Raw genomic sequence first — 15,493 nt, forward strand, 5'->3', positions numbered from 1 at the left:
GTCGGGCGAGGGTTTCAGGCGGCGAGGTCGGGGTGTTCGCGCCAGAACTGGTTGAGTAGGACGGCGAGGGCTTCGGCGGCGTTGTCGAGGTCTTCGGCAGTCATGGGAATGGTGTCGACGCGTGCGATACGCATCGGAATCGTCGTTTCCTTTCCGCCGGTCGAGGTGGTTTTCGCACCGCCGTTATTGGTGGCGGTACGGGAATGCGGGTCGTCAGGATAGCTCCGGACGGCATTTTCGTCGTCATGGGGCGCGGTGGCCACGGTCCTCCGAAAAGCGTGTGTCGCTGCTGGGGTCGGAGTCCTTCGTTCATGCGGTTTCCTTTCCTGCGCGAATGCGCGCGATGATCCGATTGATGCGGAAGAGCCCGCTGCGGCGGTCACGGCTGCCTGGCGTGAGGGGCGCGGACGATAGCTCGCAGCGCTGTCACCGGCAGACGATTCGGACTGTCAGCGACTCACGACAACTCACGCAGGGGTCGGAGAGCGGCTGACAGTTTCGAAGGCTTGCTGTCGTGGCGAGAGCAGAGGTACCGTCCGCCCTTCCTCGACGGGAGAAAGGCGCGGACAGTTACCGCTCGCACGCGCGCCGCGGAGCCGCCTGGTCAACGGCGGGATGGCCCTTGTCGCCGCCTGTGTGGGCGCGTGTCCGGTCACCGGGGATGGGTCCGCGCTGTGGGTCAGCCGGCCTGTTCGCTGCGGCTGCCTCCGACAGGGAGGTTGGCCAAACGCATCGACGCCCCGTGGTAGCGATGCAGCCACCACATCGCCTCGGCCGGGGTGACGCCAGTGACCTCGGCGTGCACGGCGGTAGCCACCGGGTAAATGGTCCCGGCGGCGGCGAGTTCCTGATGCAGGTGCCGCTCCCGCTCCGGGGAGTGCAGCCAGAACAACACCGGCCAGATCCGGCCGGTGGCGTGCGCGAGTTCCCGGTAGCCGTCGATCTTGTCGACCAGTCGGGAAAGCGGCCGTTCGGTGCCGAGGTCGTACTCCAGGAAGAACGGCACCCTGCGGTCGCCTTCGACCCAGATGCCGTGCCCATCCGGCCGCGACCTCGGCGTATAAGCGCGGGCCGCGACATCGTCGTCGGGCTCGGCGAAGGCCCCCGTCTGCTGGCAACGTCCAGCCGGCCACCAGCGCGTTAACTCGCTGCCGGGATGGGTGCGGGCGTGACCGGCCAGGGCGGTGAAGAAGCCGTTGACCCCGAGCAGATGCGGCAGGTTCGCCCGCCTCGTCAGGTGCCAACGCTTCCGCCGGGCCTGGTCCCTGCGCGGCAGGTCGTCGCCGCGCTGCGCGGCGACGACCTCGACGCCGAGTTGCGCCAGCACGTAGTGGTAGGGGTAGGAGCCGCCGTCGGGCTTCTGCGGCCGGAACCGGTCCACTACCCCCAACTTCTGCATCAGGGCCCGCAGGCGTTCCTGGGCGTAATCGACCGAGGGGAAAAGGGCATTGGCGATCTGGAAGGAGGTGAGAACACCGTGATCGGCCAGCCAACCGAGCAGGACGAGGTCGCGGCCGGTGAGCTGGGACTGCACACGAAGCAGCTGATCAGGCATGCGTCATCACCATCCCAGGGGGGAGAGACCCAGTCGGAGGGTCTGTCGCATCACGACAGACTTTGCTGACAGTGGCCCTGACCTGGGCTGTGAGCCGAACCGAAGGGTCCGTTCGGGGGTCCTGTTGAAGCGGGACGCCAAGTGGGAGAGTCGGCCGGACCCGCAACGGGAGGTCAAGCCCGACTCTGTCAGCGGGAGACGTTGATGGTGCGGTAGCCGCCAGCGGCGGCGGTGAACATCGATGCGTGAACAGGGTGTACTCCAAGGTGAGGAAGGGGCATTTGTGGAGGTCAGATGGAACCGGTGTAGCGGCGCCGCGAGGGTGGGTGGATTTGTCTGCGCCGGGGTTCACCCGCCGGCCCGATGTCGCCATGCGCGTCTGACTCCACCTGCGTCAGGCGAAGACGAGTGTCGCTGCTTGCGGATCAGCTCGTGGCCGTCGAAGGTCGAGAGCGTGCAGAAATGGGATCCGCTGAAGGAACACCAACTACTGTTGCTGCGGCGGATCGGTGACGGGGACGACCTGAGTGGCCCCGACGGGGTTGACCAGCGTCTCTCGGCCCGGGCGTTGCAGGCCCGTCGGCTCGTTGACGTCAGCCGCCGAGGCGGCGTGTGGCGGGCCCAGATCACCGACGCCGGCCGCTTCTACCTCGACAACGGCATCCACCCCGACCACCCGGACCGCCTCTCGGCCGGGAGGGCGGCACCCCGCCAGCGCGCCCGGACCACCGTCACCGCCACGCAAGGTAAACCAGCCCCGACCCAGCCGCGAGCCGGCGAGACGACCACGGCGGCCGGCTCGACGCGGTCCACAACCGCCGCGACGATCGAACAGGCCAGGCAACTCGTCGAACGCCTTCAAGCCGAGGACGGGACTTTGCGAGTCGACAGCCCCGACATTGAGGAACGCGCCCGGTATCGGCGGGTCATCCACGCCGCCAAGCAGCACGGCCTCGTACCCGCTGGGTTCCACCTCAAGCACACCGGCCGCGCCGCCGGAGACCTCATCATCCGCCTGTCCAACGACGACGACCCGGACGAGACGGACTGGAACCGGATCCGACTCAACACCCGCCGCGTTACCACCGACCCTGACCTCGTGTTTGCCGCCTTGGCAACGAATCCCGCCGGGCTGGAAGTCACGAAAGCATCCGTCCCCCGGGCGCTGGACCTGATCCGCGGCCTCGCAGCCGAAGCCCGACGACGAGGCCATCGGGTCGGGGTGAACACCAAAACCAAGACCCCGTCGGTCTACCTTCAAGTCGACAAGACCCGTCGCAAGGTCAGGCTGATCGAGGAGTACGACGACATCCCCCACGTCCCCACCGAGGATGAGGCCCGACAGTTGCGGCGTAACCGGTGGATGGTGCTTCCCAAGACCGACCGGGTCGCCTCCGGCCGGCTGCGAATGGAGATCGCCCGCACCGGCTGGGATAAGAAGGACACCTGGACCGACGACAAGCGCACCACCCTGGAGAAACGCCTTCCCCGCATCATCCGGGACGTCGAAGCCGGCATCGCCGCCGACGAGGAAGCGAAACTGGCCGCCCAGCGAGCCCATGACGAATACGTCGCCGAGCAAGAAAGGAAGCGGGCGGAAGAGCGTCGCCGCTGGCAGGCCGCCATCGATGAGGCCCGCCCTCAGGCCGCAGAGCTCCTGCGTAAGAAGGCGTTCCGGCGGGCCTACGATTCCTGGATCTCCGCCAACGAGATCCGCGCCTTCTGTGACGCCCTCGGACAGGCCGCGCCCGAAGAACCGGCCGAGTCGGAGAACCGCAACCGTTGGATTGAGTGGGCGCGAGACGCCGCCGACCGTCTCGACCCCACTCAAGGAGATCGAGCTCTTGCCGGGATCGGCTTCGACATCGAACCCAAGCCCGGCGACCTACGGCCTTTTATCGGCGACTGGAGCCCACACGAGCCCCACCGCGAATACCGCTCCGAGCGCGACCAGCAGGCCATCGACAACGCCCGACTCCAGGCGGACACCTGGCATCACGGCATGCGTGGACGAGCCACCTGGTGGCGAAAATAGTCACAACCTGTAACCGCAGTTCGACCCATCCCCAGCTGGCGTTGTGGTGGGTGGCCGTGGGTCAGTCGGACCGTCGTTGATAGTGCAGGCCCGGTGCGCGGTCGAGATCAAGAACGAAGCCGTTCGGCGTCGACATAACCTCATTCGCCGTCGAAGAGGTGTCGAGTGTGAGTGTGTAGCCGTCCGCAACGTACGTGGACCCGGTGCAGGTGAGTCGGTCGAGGGTTCCCCGACGCCACAAGTACAGCGAGCCCGCACTGCGGGTCAGGCGTACGGCGCCAGGAACCTCGTCGCAGACAAAGGTTCCGAGCGACGTGTGAGCCGGTTCGGTGTCGGCGCTGCCCGTGGAGGTGGTGGTCTTGGGCGCAGGAAGGCTTGCCAACGCGCGAGACAGCAGTTCGCCCGGATCAGCGCCGGATTCAAGGGTGGGGTCGGCGAGGGCCGCGGCGAGTACCTGGTCGGCGGCGATTCCGGCGTGGTTTGACAGGCAGATAGCGCGGAGCCCTGAGTTGGTGAGGTGGGCGGCGGCGGAGAACCCCTGTTCGTGGCCGTAGTGGAAGACGGCGGTGCGGCCGGGGCGCGGATCGGCGTACAGCCCAGCGCCGTATTTGAACGGCGCGTGATCGCTGGGCTGGTAGCTGAGGTGCTGTTCGAACGGGAGCGCGTCGTCGACCGAGGGGTGCCATTCGTGCCTGAGGTGGGCGAGCCAGCGGTCCAGGTCCGCGGCGGCGCACCACAGGGAGCCGGGGCCGGGCAGGGTGACCGGGCGCTGCTGGTGCTGCCATCCGCCGGCGACGGCCTGGTAGCTGGCGGCGGCACCGGGGATCACCTCTCGTGGATCGGCCTTGAAGCGGGCCGAGGCCATGCCGAGCGGGATGAAGACCTGCTGGCTGGCGATCTCGTGAAGTCCGGCGCCGTATGCGTGCGTGAGCGCTTCAGCGAGGAGGAGGTAACCGGTGTTGCTGTAGAGGAAGCGGCTCGGCTCGACGGCGCGGTGCTGCTGACGGTAGGCGAGTTGCAGCAGGTCGTCGGCGGTGTAGTGGTCGAGTTCGCGGAAGCCGGCCAGGGACAGCAGGGACTCGGCGTCCCGGATGCCGCCGCGGTGCTGCATGAGGTCGCCGACGGTGACACCGGGGATGCGGAAGCGGGGCAGGATGTCGCCGACGGGCCGGTCAAGGGTGAGGAGGCGGTCGCGGGCGGCGCGGATGCACAGGTACGCGGTGATCTGTTTGGCGACGGAGCCGATGTTGAAGGCGGTGTTCTCCCCGATGGGCGCGGCGAGTTCGAGACTGGCCAATCCGGTGTGCGCCTGCGCCGTCGGATGGCCGGCCTGGCTGACGCGCAGGATGACGCCGGGCTCGCCCAGCCGGACCGCGAGGGCGGTCTCGGCAGCGGGGACCGAGGTGTCGGTGGAGTTCACAGGCTGAGGGCTTCGCGGTGGACAGAGCGCAGGCGTTCCCGCAATGTGGGGTTGGTGATCAGGGCAAGTGCTCGGTCGTGGTCGGCGGCGGTGGTGGCAAGCAGTCCGCGCTGCTGGCCCAAGTAAGCGGTCAGGAATCGGTACAGGTCGCCGCTTGTTTCGGGCAGGACACGAGCGGCGTAGATCATGGTGAGGGGGAAGGCGAAGCAGGCGTGCAGGAAGCCGAAGGCGGGCCTGCTCGTCTCCTTCCAGGGGGAGTAGAACCTGACTTCGTCGCTGATCTCGCAGGCGGTGGCGCCAAGGGCGTCGTTGAGCCAGTTGTGGCCCGCCTCGTGAATCAAGTCGCGAGCCAGGACGACGGGCTCGTTGATGTGGTCGCAGAAGATGGTGCCGGGCAGCCGGCTGAGGGTCCAGCTGTCGAGGGTGTCGCCGAGCTTCTTGTGGCGCAGCAGGCAGACGACGACTGCGTGGCCGGCGAGAAGGTCGGCGAAACCGGTCTTCGCGCCGTTGGCGTATGCGGCGGCGGCCAGTTCCCGTAGGTCCGGCGGGGCGGCGGTGGTGTCCGAGTTCAGTACGTAGTAGGGGGTATCGGAGATCGTCGAGCGGGGCAGGCGGTCCAGTTCGGGGGCGAGGACGATGCGCGGACCGACGGAGGTGGGGGTCGATAGCGCTGAGGCGTTCGCGTCCGGGTGGGCGCCGTACCAGTTGAAGGTGGCGGTCTCGCGGGAGCGGGCGGCGGCCTCGGCACCTTCGAGGACGTGGTGGGCCAAGCAGTAGTCGGCGGCGTCCGACCCCGAAGAGTCGGGGATGTTGACGGTCGGCCGGGCGGCGGGCTTGAGGGCGGCGCGTATCCGGCGAGTGCGGTCGCGGTGGTAGGCCTGAATGGGGGCGAACGAGAAGGAAATGGCGGGCGCTTCCACGGGGTGGGTCCTTCCGACGGGCTGGGGCTGGGGCCGGCCCCGTGAGGGTCCGGCCCCAGGAGGTACTCACCGACGGCGCGCCGTCGGTGTGATGCGGGGCGTTCAGACGTCGGTGCCCTCGGGTGCCGCGGTGCTCGCCGGGGCCTCAGCGGTCGGCCAGCCCTCGGCGGAGACGCTGGAGGTGTGACGGGTGCTGCGGACGGTCTCGTCGTCGCCGCGAAGGTCGTCCACGGCGGCGAGGAAGTCGCTGATCCGGTCGTTGTCCATGAGTGCGCTCGTCCTTTCCGAAAAGGGGTTTAGGTCGTGCACCTTCTGGAGCCGATTCCTGTGGCGGCGAGCGGGCGGTGGGCACCGCGTCTCCTTCCGATGGGTGGTGGGTCAACTGCTGCGCTGGGCCGGCGTGGCGGCGGGAGTGGCCGCCTGGCGCAGGGCGTCGCGCAGCTCTCTCATGGCGGGCCGGTCCTCGGGTGCTTGGGCGAGCGCCGCGGTGATGATCGGGCGGAGTCCGGCGGGCGCGGTGTGCAGCAGGGAAGGGCCGTAGCGGGGGATGTCGGCGCACAGGTAGCGGTAGGTCAGGACTCCGAGGCTGAAGGTGTCCGCCGCTGGGGTGGCGCGGTCGTAGGAGGTGGCGTACTCCGGCGGCCAATGCACCTCCGGGCCCCGAGCGGCGGGGCCGCGCGAGGTTTCTGTCCGGCGCGCGGCGCCAAGGTCGGTGATCAGCCCGTGGCCGTCGTGGATGAGGATGTTCTCCTGGTAGACGTCGCGGTGCACGATCCCGCGTTCGTGCAGGGTGCGCAGACCCTCGGCGACGTCGGCCAAGATACTGAGCCCAGCCGTCACCTGGTCTCGGTTGAGGGCGGTGGTGAGGTACCGCCCGAAGTTGCCGCCGACGAAGTGGGGCATGGTGTACCAGTCGAACCGGTCGGTGCTGCCCTGCTCCAGCAGGGGCACGACGTGCTCGGCGCCTTGGGCGGCGTGGGTTACGGCGATCTCGTGGCGGAAGTCCTCACGGGTCAAGGCCCTTTCGGCCTCGGTCATCTCCGCGTACCAGTAGAAGCCGTAGGCGGCCTTGCGGGTGGCCTCGTCGAGGTCGGCCAGAACGTGGTTGCTGCCGAAGCCGGCCTTGAGAACCACCGGAGGCGTCCCGTTGCGGCTGGCGAGCACGAGCGTGCTGGCGCGAGTGAAGCAGAGGAGGTCGTGGACGTGCCAGCCGGCGTAGCGAAGCTGGTCAAGGACCCAGGCGGCTGGGTGCATCGGGTGCAGGTGCATGGGCTGCCTTCTCATGTTCGCGCCGCATCCGGTGCGGTTTGGCGTAGCCGCTCCAGGCAGGCGGCGGCCAGCCGGTCGAGGTCGGGCTTGGTGGTGCACGGGCGGCGCAGCACGGGCAGGCCGGTTGCCTCGGTCCACGCGTTGACTGCCTGCTCGTACAGGTCGGCATACCGAGCGGCGGTCGGGCGGTCCTCCCCGAAGCGACGCGTTGTGGGCCGCTCGGACAGCCGGGCATGGCACAGCTCGGGCTCGGTGGTGAGCAGGACGATCAGGTCCGCCCGCGCGGCCGTGACCTCGGCGAGCTGCTGAACGTAGTGGGCGACAGGACGGTCGTGCAGCAGGGCGATCAGGCAGGCGGTCGACAAGGTGAGCCGGTCGGCGATGACCGGGCCGAGGGACAGCGCGGGAGCGAGGTTATGGCGAGCATGGAGTTCCAGGTCGCGGCGGACCGCGGCCACCGCCCGCACGCCGTCTGCTGCTGGACGGCCGGCCCGCAGGCTGACGATGGAGCGGGTCGCTTCCAGCGACAGCCAGGAGAATTGGCCGATGTGCCCGAGGCGGATGCTCTCGCAGGCGGCGTTGGCCAGGATCCGGTCGCGTAGCGTGCTCTTCCCGGCTCCAGCGATTCCTTCCAAGACCAGCAGCATGCCTCGCTCCTAGTTCTTCTCGGCGATCAGCCAGCTGATGAACTTCGCGACGCGGCCGAGAGAGACCGGTTTGGTGCCGTGGGTGAGCTGGGAGCCGTAGAGCAGGGCGGTGCCGGGGGCGGGGCTCACGCTCCATCGGGTTCGGGGCATGGCCGCATACCAGTCAGCGGAGTGGTCGGCGCCGTCGTGGGCCAGCCACATACCGCCCGCGTATCCCTGTTCCCGGGCGTCGTGCTCCAGCCGGGTGTTCCACAGGCGGTCGCTGGACGTGCTTTCGACGTAGAACGCGCCGCCGGCCTCGGCCTCACGGATCACGACGCTGATGCCGGCGATCTGTCGCGGCCAAGCAAACGGGTCGGGGGCGATGCCGTCGAGGTGGCCGGTGATGTGCTGGCCGGGGCCGTACTCGACGTAGGTCCACGGCCGACAAGCGGTGATCGACGGCATGACGCGGGACAGAGCGGGGCGGGCGCGGTCGAAGGCATGCTGAAGCAGTGCCTCGGCTCTGTCCGGGATCCTTGGGACCTCGATCCGTCCGGCCGGCTCGTAGACGGCCATGGCCTGCTCCTTGGAGCGACCGGGGATCTCATGGATGGAGTTGGCCCGCCTCGCGCCGAAGCGGAGCCGGGCCTCATCGCTGAGGAAGTCGTTCATCACGGCTGCGAGCTGGTCCCGCTCCTCGGTGTCGACGAATCCCTCGACGCTGCCGACCGCGACGGTCTCGGCGATGTGAATCACGAGTAGGTCCTCCTCGTCTCGAGCACGCGGCGGACGTCGTCCAGGCCGGTGCAGTGATTGAGCCAACTGGCCACAGGGTGGTGAGGGTTAGCGGCCGGATTGGCCCACAGGGCCAGCAGCTCGCCGGTCAACGGCAGCTCCTCCGCGCCGGGCAGCGGCTCCCACACCGCCAACTGGTCCAACGCCGGGCACCAAGCGACGTGCTGTGTGGCGAAGGCCCGCCCCAGCCGTGCCGCCGCCATGAGCCGGCAGGAGCGCAGGAGCGTTTCGGCAGGCTCAGCCCGCTGGTAGCTGCGGTGCTCGGTCTGCGCCCATCCAGCTCCGACCGCTGCGGCTGCGACCACAACGCGGCAGGTAGCACAGCACGCGCCGTTGGCCATCGGGCACGGATGATCATGGGCGGGGAGGGTGGCTGCGACCTCAACGAGGGCCGCCCAGGCGGAGTCCGTCAATAACTCACTGACGGTGCTGCGGCCCGAGTCCGGGCCATGGTTGCAGCACACCGGGCCAGGCCGGCGCGCGGCGCTGGGAAGGAGTGCGGGCTCGATGAACAGGGCGTGGAAGTACACGATGCGCCCCAGCAACTGATGGATCGTCAGCGAGGCCGTGACGCTACCCATGCCGCCTCCTCGCTGGTCGAAGCAGTGCTCTGAGGCGCTGGGCAATAGCAGCCGTCCTCGGTGGGCCGCTCGCCGCGTAGCGCGTCGGTGACGGCGCGGGTGGCCGCGTCAACGGCATCGAAGTACGCCGGCCAGCCGTGCCTGGTGCCCCGGCGCAGCACCAAGTCGAGTACGGGGCTCGCACGTCCGGTGGTCTCGCACCTCAGCTCCGCACGCCCGACGGCCACCTGCACTGCGTCGGGTAGGTCGGTGGTCACTGCGGTGATCGCGCGGCACAGGGCCGCAGCAGCTCGCGCGTACTCGGTTCGGTCACGCGGCAGGATGCCGACCCGGCGCTCGGCGGGCGGCAGATCAAGGCCTGGATAGAGATGTCCCTGGCAGCTGTCATACGTGATCAGGCGCCAGTCCTGGGTGACGGCGTCGACCAGGGAGCGGACGCCGGGCTCGATCGCCTCTCGCCACTGGGGGTGGGCCGGGTCGAGGTCATCGGCCTCGTGCACGCCGGGCAGGCCGACGGTGTTGATGTTGCCGTGCGAGCTGGTGCGCAGCCGTACAGGTGGGCGGTTCGCCTCGGGGTGGTCCCAGTGGGCGAGGAATGAGGCGACGTCACGCATGCTGTTCGGCATACGCGGGTGCGAGCGCACCTTGCGGCACCAGGCCCCTGCCGGGTGGGCGGGCTGGGCGAGGAGTGCGGCGATGCCGTCGATCATCCGCATCCGGTAGTCGCAGTAGGCGTCCTGGTCACCGGCCTGGTCCTGACGCCAACGGGTGGCCATACAGCCGCCGCCGCAGGTGGACCGGTATGCGCAGGTGGTGCACCGCTCCATGAGTGCCTTGCCCTGGTTCAGCAGCGGCAGCCGCCGCTGAGCCGCGACGACCGCCTTCTGCCCGGAGGGTTGGTCCAACAGGGTGAGCTGGGCCTGTGGCCAGGGCAGTTCGTCACAACTGCCGAGCCGTCCGTCCGGATAGAGCGTGAAGACGTGGTCGCACTTCAGGTTGGAGAAGTGACAGAAGCCGGTATCCAGCCCGCGCAACCGTCGGATGGTGGATACGGACGGTTCTAGCTTCAGCCGGGCGAAGTGGCCAGCGCCGATCCAGCGAACGGTGGCGGCGAGTACAAATTCGGCGTACTGGTCCGGGGTGGTCGCCCACCCGGGCCCTTGTGAGCCGCGCAGAGCCGCGCGCTGAAGGATCCGGCTCGCGGGAAGGCGCTCCCCTTGGGCAGCGGTGGTGTCTTTGACGGATGCATCGAAGCAGGGTACGAAGCTGACGGCGTTGACCGCCTCGAAGCCGGCGAGGTGGTCCAGGACGGCCTCGGCACGGCCGAGCACGGTCGGCGTGACCGCGGCGATCACGCCCACCTTCCGGCCGCGCTCGGCCAGTAGCCGCAGGGCGTTGGCCACGCGCGGGTAGACTGGCTGGCCGTCGTATCCAACCCGCCAGGCGTTGCCCGCCGCGTCCCCGTCGAGGGAGATGCCGATCTGGAGGCGCGGGTACAGGGCGTCAAACAGATCCAGCCACTGCTCATCGAGCAACATGCCGTTGGTTTGCATCGATACCCGCACGACGCTGGGCTGGGATGCCAGTTCGCGCAGGACCTCGGCGACATGGTCGCGTCCGGCCGTCAGCGGCTCGCCGCCATGCAGTTCCACGGCGAGCGGACGCCCCGAGAAGAGCTCGGTGAGACGACGCACTTGACCTACGTCGATCCGGGCTCCCCCCGGGGCCTCCTTGCGTTTCTCGTAGCAGTACAGGCAGTCGATGTCGCAGGTTTCACCTCGTAGCTTCAAGATCACCGATACGGCACTGTCGGCGTCTTCGACGTCGAGGCCGCGGTACAGATGGGCCATCGGGTCGTGCTGATCGGTGGTGCCGTACATCGGCTGCCTCCCAGGGGTGGCCGTGGCCGTGACCGGGCGGGGATCAGTCGTACAGGCGTCCCAGCAGGGCGCCCTGGCCGGACTGGAGGATGTGGGCGGCCTCCAGCGGAATCCAGAAGCATTCGAAGTGCGTTGGTTCTTGCTCCCCGTCGTGGTCCTCCTGGCTCATCCACCGCTCGGACGTCGGCTCGGTCAGTTCCAGGTGGAAGACGTGGCGGTGCTGGAGCTCGAACCGGTACGGGCTGATGTCGTACTCGGTCTCGCCGAGCTTCCGCACGACTTTGAAGTCCTTCAGGCCGGTTTCCTCGCCGGCCTCGCGCAGCGCCGCCGCCTCCGGCGTCTCGCCGGCGCGGATGCTGCCGGCCGGAACCTGGATGCCGACTTCCTCGTAGCTGTAATCGGTGTGCCGGAAGACCAGCAGTTGACCGTCACGTACGACGTAGCAGAGAACCTTTTCCTTGGTGACCCGCTCCGGCATGGGAGAACCCCTCTTCATTCGTTGACTTCAGAAGCTCGTAGGCCCACAGGTATTAACGGAACTGCATGCGCTGCTGAGCAGCGCCCGCCGACCCGCTAGGCAAACGACCTTGAGTCTAGGTTTGGTTACCGAACGTCATGAAGAGCCAAGTGACCCATGAGGAGGGGCGTTGCACTGGGCTCATCGCCTGATGCCCGAGCTGCGGGCTCTGTCCCGATCCCAGCACCCGTCAAGACCACGGAGGATGGTCTCGTCTCGTGCTCCATTACCACCTCCGAGGGTTCCTCAAGATCCGAAGCGGATTGACGAGTGGTCGGCACCCCGTCCTCCACACCCTCACCCTTCGAGCGGCAGTCGTGAACACCGAGCATGCGGACGGAGTGGTTGTCCGCATGGCGCTCGCCCCATGAGCGGGTTCGGATCGACACCATTTCGTCGTTCCTGGTTGCGCCGCGCTGAACGCTGAGTGACCCTAGGTGCGCGATGTCCACGCTGCTCAATGCCATCCGGAAGTGGGCGGCCTGAAAGGCGGTGTCATGGGCCAGACTCCGCGGGCGCTTCAACCGTCCATGTCTGAGCGCCACTTCTTCGGTGCCGAGCTGCGTCGGTTACGGGAGCACGCCGGTTTCTCGCAGGCGCGGCTGGGTGCCATGATCCGATTCAGTGCCGACCTGGTGCGTCGAGTCGAGACGGCGGACCGGTTCCCCTCGCGGGAGTTCGTCGAGGCATGCGACAAGGCGTTGACGACCGGTGGTGCCTTGATGCGCCTGCTACCGCTGCTCGAGAAGAATCGGGTCAACGCGGCCAAGCTAGCGACGGCGCCGACGGGCACCATCACCCTGCTCTCCACTCAGCCGGCGGAGAACTCGGGGTTGGCCGACATGGTCGTCCGGGTTCCGTTCCAGCCAGGTGTCCTCGATCGCGCCGCTCTGGACTGGCTGAACGCTGCCGCCGGCCCCCGACTGTCTGCGGCCGGCCGGCCCGGCTCACCTGATCAGGTTCGCGAGGAGGACCTCAGCTCCGCTGAGACCGCTCTGGCGATGTTCCGGCAGCTGGACCACACCCACGGTGCCGGACGAGTCCATGCCCAGGTGCAGCGGTATGTCGAAGGGGAACTGAACCGCCTGCTGGCGAATAGCCCCGCCTCTGAAGCGATCGGTAGGCGCCTGTACAGGCTGGCGGCGGGCTTCTTCGAACTGTGCGGGTATCAGGCAGTCGACACCGGAGCCCACGGTCTCGCTCAGCGCCGCTACTTGCGCGCTCTGCGGCTGACGCAGGCCGCCGACGACTGCCTCTACGGCAGCTACCTGCTCGCCGTGAACATCGGCCACCTGGCGCTGCACTGCGGCCATCCCGAGCCGGCGCTGCGGATGGCGCTCACGGCGGTGAGGGGTAGTGAGAATCAGGCGACGCCCGCCGTGGAAGCCGCGCTACACGCCGTGGTGGCGCGGACGTACGCCCGCCTCGGACGCGAAAGCGACTGCATGGTCCACCTCGACATCGCAGAGAGGCGACTGAATCGCAGCAGCAGGACCGAGGACGAGCCGCTGTGGATCCAGTACTTCGATCCGGCCTATCTCGCCGACGAGCTTGCCCACTGTTTCCATGATCTGGGCCGGCCGCAGCAGACCCAACGGCACCTGGGCGATGCCCTTGCCGCGCTGAGTCCCACACATGTCCGCCGACTGGCCATCGACACCGCGCTCCTGGCCTCATCGTTGGCTGCCGCTGGCCGCATCGACGAAGCCTGCGCCGCCGGCCGAATGGCGGTGGATCATGCCGCGCGGACCACCTCGCACCGCTGTTTAGAGCGCATCGTTCAAGTGCAAGCCGATCTTGAGCCCTACCGGTGTGAGCCGGAGGTCCGTGAGTTCGGCGAGTACGTGCGTTCTCAACTACCGCTGGCTGCGGTGTAGTTCCCTTAATCGGCAGCCGCAGCCGTCATCACGAAACGGTAGTGCGCGAGTTCCGCTTCCAGCGCCGTGCCCGCCTGGGTGGAGGTCGCGACGTAGTGGCCGACGTCGGGAAGAAGCAGCATGTCGTGGGGCACGCTGTGAGCTGTCAGCTGATCGGCGAGTTCCCGCACATCCTCGACCACCGCCACGTCATCGGCGGTGCCGTGGACGAGCAGCACCGGCCGCTGAACGGTTGCGGCGTTGACCCGCCCGGCACCGCCTCGCAGCCGTCTGGCGTGCGCGCGCTGGAAGCGGGGCACGGTTTCCGCCCAACGGTCGGGATCCACGATCGCTGACACGGCCGTGGCGGCAGCGAACGGACCGCTCTGCGCCACGGCGTGCAGGGCTGTGTATCCGCCGGCGCTGGCTCCGCGAATGAAGACTTGACCCGGTACGGCTCGTCCTGTTGCGAGCAGGTGGTCCGCCACCGCCGCGCAGTCATCAACGTCGTCGAGGCCCCACCGGCCGTACAGCGCTTCCCGGAAGACCCGGCCGTACCCGGTGCTGCCGAGATAGTCGACGTCCACGACGGCGAACCCCCGACTGGTGAAGAACTGCGCCTGCCAGTCCAAGCGCAGGAGGCACGAGGCGGTCGGCCCAGGATGCGCCCTCACGATCACCGGTGCCCGCCAGTCCGCCGCCGAGGCCGTTGGCGGATACACCAAGGCAATTACCTCTCGATCACCCGCGACATGAACCCGCAGTTCCGTCGGCGTCGATACTTGCGCCCCGTCGAGTTTGGCGTGCTCCGACCGGGCAAGCACCTCCACCTGAGGATCGGCGGCCGCGAGGTGCACGAGCGCGACCTGTGGGGCCGCAGTCGGCGACGCCCCGATCAATGCCACCGTCGTTCCTTGAACGGCCAGATAGGGCTTGATGGACGTATATGGAAGGTCGACCGGGCGAACAGTGCCGTCAGGGTCGATGACGACGAGGCGGTGCCGCGGCCCGTCCTGCACCGCCACGACGATCCGGCCGTCGTCAAGGAAGTCGTACGACGCGTAGCCCAGCTCCCACGGCTCTGCGGCGCACTCACCCGCGATCGGTGCCACCCGCTTCACCTGGTGGCCGTCCCACCGGTAAAGGTTCCACCAGCCACTGCGGTCTGACACGAAGTACAACGCCCCGTCGGGACCCCACCTAGGCTCCACCGCCGACTCTTCCGAACCGCCGGCGAGCATTACCGGGTTCCCGACCTGGCCACGCGGCGAGTAGGAGGCGACCCATATCTCACACCTATCCCAAGGCATGTCGGGCTCGCTCCAAGTGGTCCAGGCCAACATGCCTGAACCCGGCCGCGGTGCGCCGAGAAATCCCCGGCATGTTGCGAGAGCCCGTATGTCCGGGACGCCTGTGAGCGACACCGCGATGAGGTCGTCACCATGCTCTGACTCCCGCACAGCCAGTAACTCGCCGTCGCCAATCGTCAGGTCGCCGAAGGATCCCAGACTGACCAACTCGAGTTGATCGTCGTGAAGACGGCTCCGGTAAAGGCCGTCTCCGCCGACGCACCACAACGTCCCGTCAATGACAGCGAACGCCCCGCCTCCGTACGCGTGAACGCCGCTGGTGACGTCGAAGCCCTCCGGACTGACGTCTCGCGCACCCTCGCCGGGCCGCCAACATGTCACCGTCGCGACCCCGCCGACTTCGGGGCGGGTCTCCAACCAGTACAGCGCGCCATCCCCGGAACGCAGCTGGTCGTAGCTCACGGAGGCGCGAACCGCGTCCTCCGTCGAGACCTCAGCGATCCTGTCCGCCAGCCTCACGGCTCCTCCTCGAACGACCTCCGTGCGCGACCGGACGACAGCGAACCCTCGTCGACCGGCCGCCGGGGGCACCGGCAACGGCACGGCAGAAGTTGCCGTGCCGCCGAGCCTGCGCGAGTGCTCCCCAGACACGGCCGACTCTACGCGCAAGCACTTCACCTCTGCCGCTAGACGGTACGGCTCGAACTGTCGCCGGGCCGCTCAAGT

General features: G+C 68.3%; 14 protein-coding genes. 2 read left to right on the forward strand and 12 right to left on the reverse strand.

Annotated features, from left to right (window positions below):
- Positions 1 to 14: 14 nt before the first annotated feature.
- Together ACLQ3B_RS09075 and ACLQ3B_RS09080 are read right to left on the reverse strand one after the other, a co-directional pair.
- A complete protein-coding gene (locus tag ACLQ3B_RS09075; RefSeq protein WP_425779095.1) occupies positions 15 to 263 on the reverse strand; it encodes a hypothetical protein in 249 nt (82 codons plus the stop codon).
- Between the two features lie 416 nt (positions 264 to 679).
- Positions 680 to 1,555 (reverse strand): replication-relaxation family protein, encoded by an 876-nt coding sequence (locus tag ACLQ3B_RS09080; RefSeq protein ID WP_425779097.1) that lies wholly within the window; start codon positions 1,553 to 1,555, stop codon positions 680 to 682.
- Positions 1,556 to 1,973: 418 nt separating this feature from the next.
- Between ACLQ3B_RS09080 and ACLQ3B_RS09085 the strand changes: the two genes are divergently transcribed.
- Complete coding sequence (locus ACLQ3B_RS09085; RefSeq protein ID WP_425779099.1) at positions 1,974 to 3,590, forward strand: hypothetical protein; 1,617 nt, start codon at positions 1,974 to 1,976, stop codon at positions 3,588 to 3,590.
- A 61-nt stretch (positions 3,591 to 3,651) separates the two neighbouring features.
- Here the strand turns inward: ACLQ3B_RS09085 and ACLQ3B_RS09090 are convergent, their stop codons facing one another.
- The 9 genes from ACLQ3B_RS09090 to ACLQ3B_RS09130 all read right to left on the reverse strand — a co-directional run bounded on the left by ACLQ3B_RS09090 (position 3,652) and on the right by ACLQ3B_RS09130 (position 11,562).
- Positions 3,652 to 5,010, reverse strand: coding sequence for a serine hydrolase domain-containing protein (locus tag ACLQ3B_RS09090; protein WP_425779101.1), 1,359 nt, complete (start codon positions 5,008 to 5,010; stop codon positions 3,652 to 3,654).
- Positions 5,007 to 5,930 carry an aKG-HExxH-type peptide beta-hydroxylase gene (locus ACLQ3B_RS09095; RefSeq protein WP_425779103.1) on the reverse strand — a complete coding sequence of 308 codons (924 nt, stop codon included), beginning with the start codon at positions 5,928 to 5,930 and terminating at the stop codon, positions 5,007 to 5,009. The genes ACLQ3B_RS09090 and ACLQ3B_RS09095 overlap by 4 nt, the downstream gene beginning before the upstream one ends.
- 102 nt (positions 5,931 to 6,032) lie before the next feature.
- Positions 6,033 to 6,197, reverse strand: a complete 165-nt coding sequence (locus ACLQ3B_RS09100) for a hypothetical protein (RefSeq protein ID WP_357186169.1) — start codon at positions 6,195 to 6,197, stop codon at positions 6,033 to 6,035.
- Positions 6,198 to 6,308: 111 nt separating this feature from the next.
- Positions 6,309 to 7,199, reverse strand: a complete 891-nt coding sequence (locus ACLQ3B_RS09105; RefSeq protein ID WP_425779105.1) for a protein kinase domain-containing protein — start codon at positions 7,197 to 7,199, stop codon at positions 6,309 to 6,311.
- 11 nt (positions 7,200 to 7,210) lie between these two features.
- Entirely contained in the window at positions 7,211 to 7,846 is a 636-nt protein-coding gene (locus tag ACLQ3B_RS09110) for a hypothetical protein (RefSeq protein ID WP_425779107.1), read from the reverse strand.
- A 9-nt stretch (positions 7,847 to 7,855) separates the two neighbouring features.
- A complete protein-coding gene (locus tag ACLQ3B_RS09115; protein ID WP_425779109.1) occupies positions 7,856 to 8,584 on the reverse strand; it encodes a hypothetical protein in 729 nt (242 codons plus the stop codon).
- The gene (locus ACLQ3B_RS09120; RefSeq protein ID WP_425779111.1) at positions 8,581 to 9,204 is read right to left on the reverse strand and encodes a hypothetical protein; all 624 of its coding nucleotides are present in this window, start codon (positions 9,202 to 9,204) and stop codon (positions 8,581 to 8,583) included. Before ACLQ3B_RS09120 ends, ACLQ3B_RS09115 begins: the two co-directional genes overlap by 4 nt.
- Complete coding sequence (locus ACLQ3B_RS09125; protein WP_425779113.1) at positions 9,180 to 11,084, reverse strand: radical SAM protein; 1,905 nt, start codon at positions 11,082 to 11,084, stop codon at positions 9,180 to 9,182. The genes ACLQ3B_RS09120 and ACLQ3B_RS09125 overlap by 25 nt, the downstream gene beginning before the upstream one ends.
- A 43-nt stretch (positions 11,085 to 11,127) precedes the next feature.
- Positions 11,128 to 11,562, reverse strand: a complete 435-nt coding sequence (locus ACLQ3B_RS09130) for an NUDIX hydrolase (RefSeq protein ID WP_425779115.1) — start codon at positions 11,560 to 11,562, stop codon at positions 11,128 to 11,130.
- Positions 11,563 to 12,098: 536 nt separating this feature from the next.
- Here ACLQ3B_RS09130 and ACLQ3B_RS09135 point away from each other — a divergent pair.
- On the forward strand, positions 12,099 to 13,478 hold the full coding sequence (locus tag ACLQ3B_RS09135) for a helix-turn-helix domain-containing protein (RefSeq protein WP_425779859.1): 1,380 nt from the start codon (positions 12,099 to 12,101) through the stop codon (positions 13,476 to 13,478).
- Between the two features lie 5 nt (positions 13,479 to 13,483).
- Here ACLQ3B_RS09135 and ACLQ3B_RS09140 read toward each other — a convergent pair whose 3' ends face one another.
- Positions 13,484 to 15,286 (reverse strand): S9 family peptidase, encoded by a 1,803-nt coding sequence (locus ACLQ3B_RS09140; RefSeq protein ID WP_425779117.1) that lies wholly within the window; start codon positions 15,284 to 15,286, stop codon positions 13,484 to 13,486.
- Between the last annotated feature and the right edge of the window lie 207 nt (positions 15,287 to 15,493).

It is taken from the genome of Micromonospora sp. DT53 (assembly GCF_049841535.1).
Lineage (GTDB): Bacteria > Actinomycetota > Actinomycetes > Mycobacteriales > Micromonosporaceae > Micromonospora.

Coding starts and splice junctions, on each gene's coding strand:
- ACLQ3B_RS09080 (WP_425779097.1), bottom strand. CDS start 1,555: ATGCCTGATCAGCTGCTTCGTGTGCAGTCCCAGCTCACCGGCCGCGAC.
- ACLQ3B_RS09100 (WP_357186169.1), bottom strand. CDS start 6,197: ATGGACAACGACCGGATCAGCGACTTCCTCGCCGCCGTGGACGACCTT.
- ACLQ3B_RS09105 (WP_425779105.1), bottom strand. CDS start 7,199: ATGCACCTGCACCCGATGCACCCAGCCGCCTGGGTCCTTGACCAGCTT.
- ACLQ3B_RS09110 (WP_425779107.1), bottom strand. CDS start 7,846: ATGCTGCTGGTCTTGGAAGGAATCGCTGGAGCCGGGAAGAGCACGCTA.
- ACLQ3B_RS09120 (WP_425779111.1), bottom strand. CDS start 9,204: ATGGGTAGCGTCACGGCCTCGCTGACGATCCATCAGTTGCTGGGGCGC.
- ACLQ3B_RS09125 (WP_425779113.1), bottom strand. CDS start 11,084: ATGTACGGCACCACCGATCAGCACGACCCGATGGCCCATCTGTACCGC.
- ACLQ3B_RS09130 (WP_425779115.1), bottom strand. CDS start 11,562: ATGCCGGAGCGGGTCACCAAGGAAAAGGTTCTCTGCTACGTCGTACGT.
- ACLQ3B_RS09135 (WP_425779859.1), top strand. CDS start 12,099: ATGGGCCAGACTCCGCGGGCGCTTCAACCGTCCATGTCTGAGCGCCAC.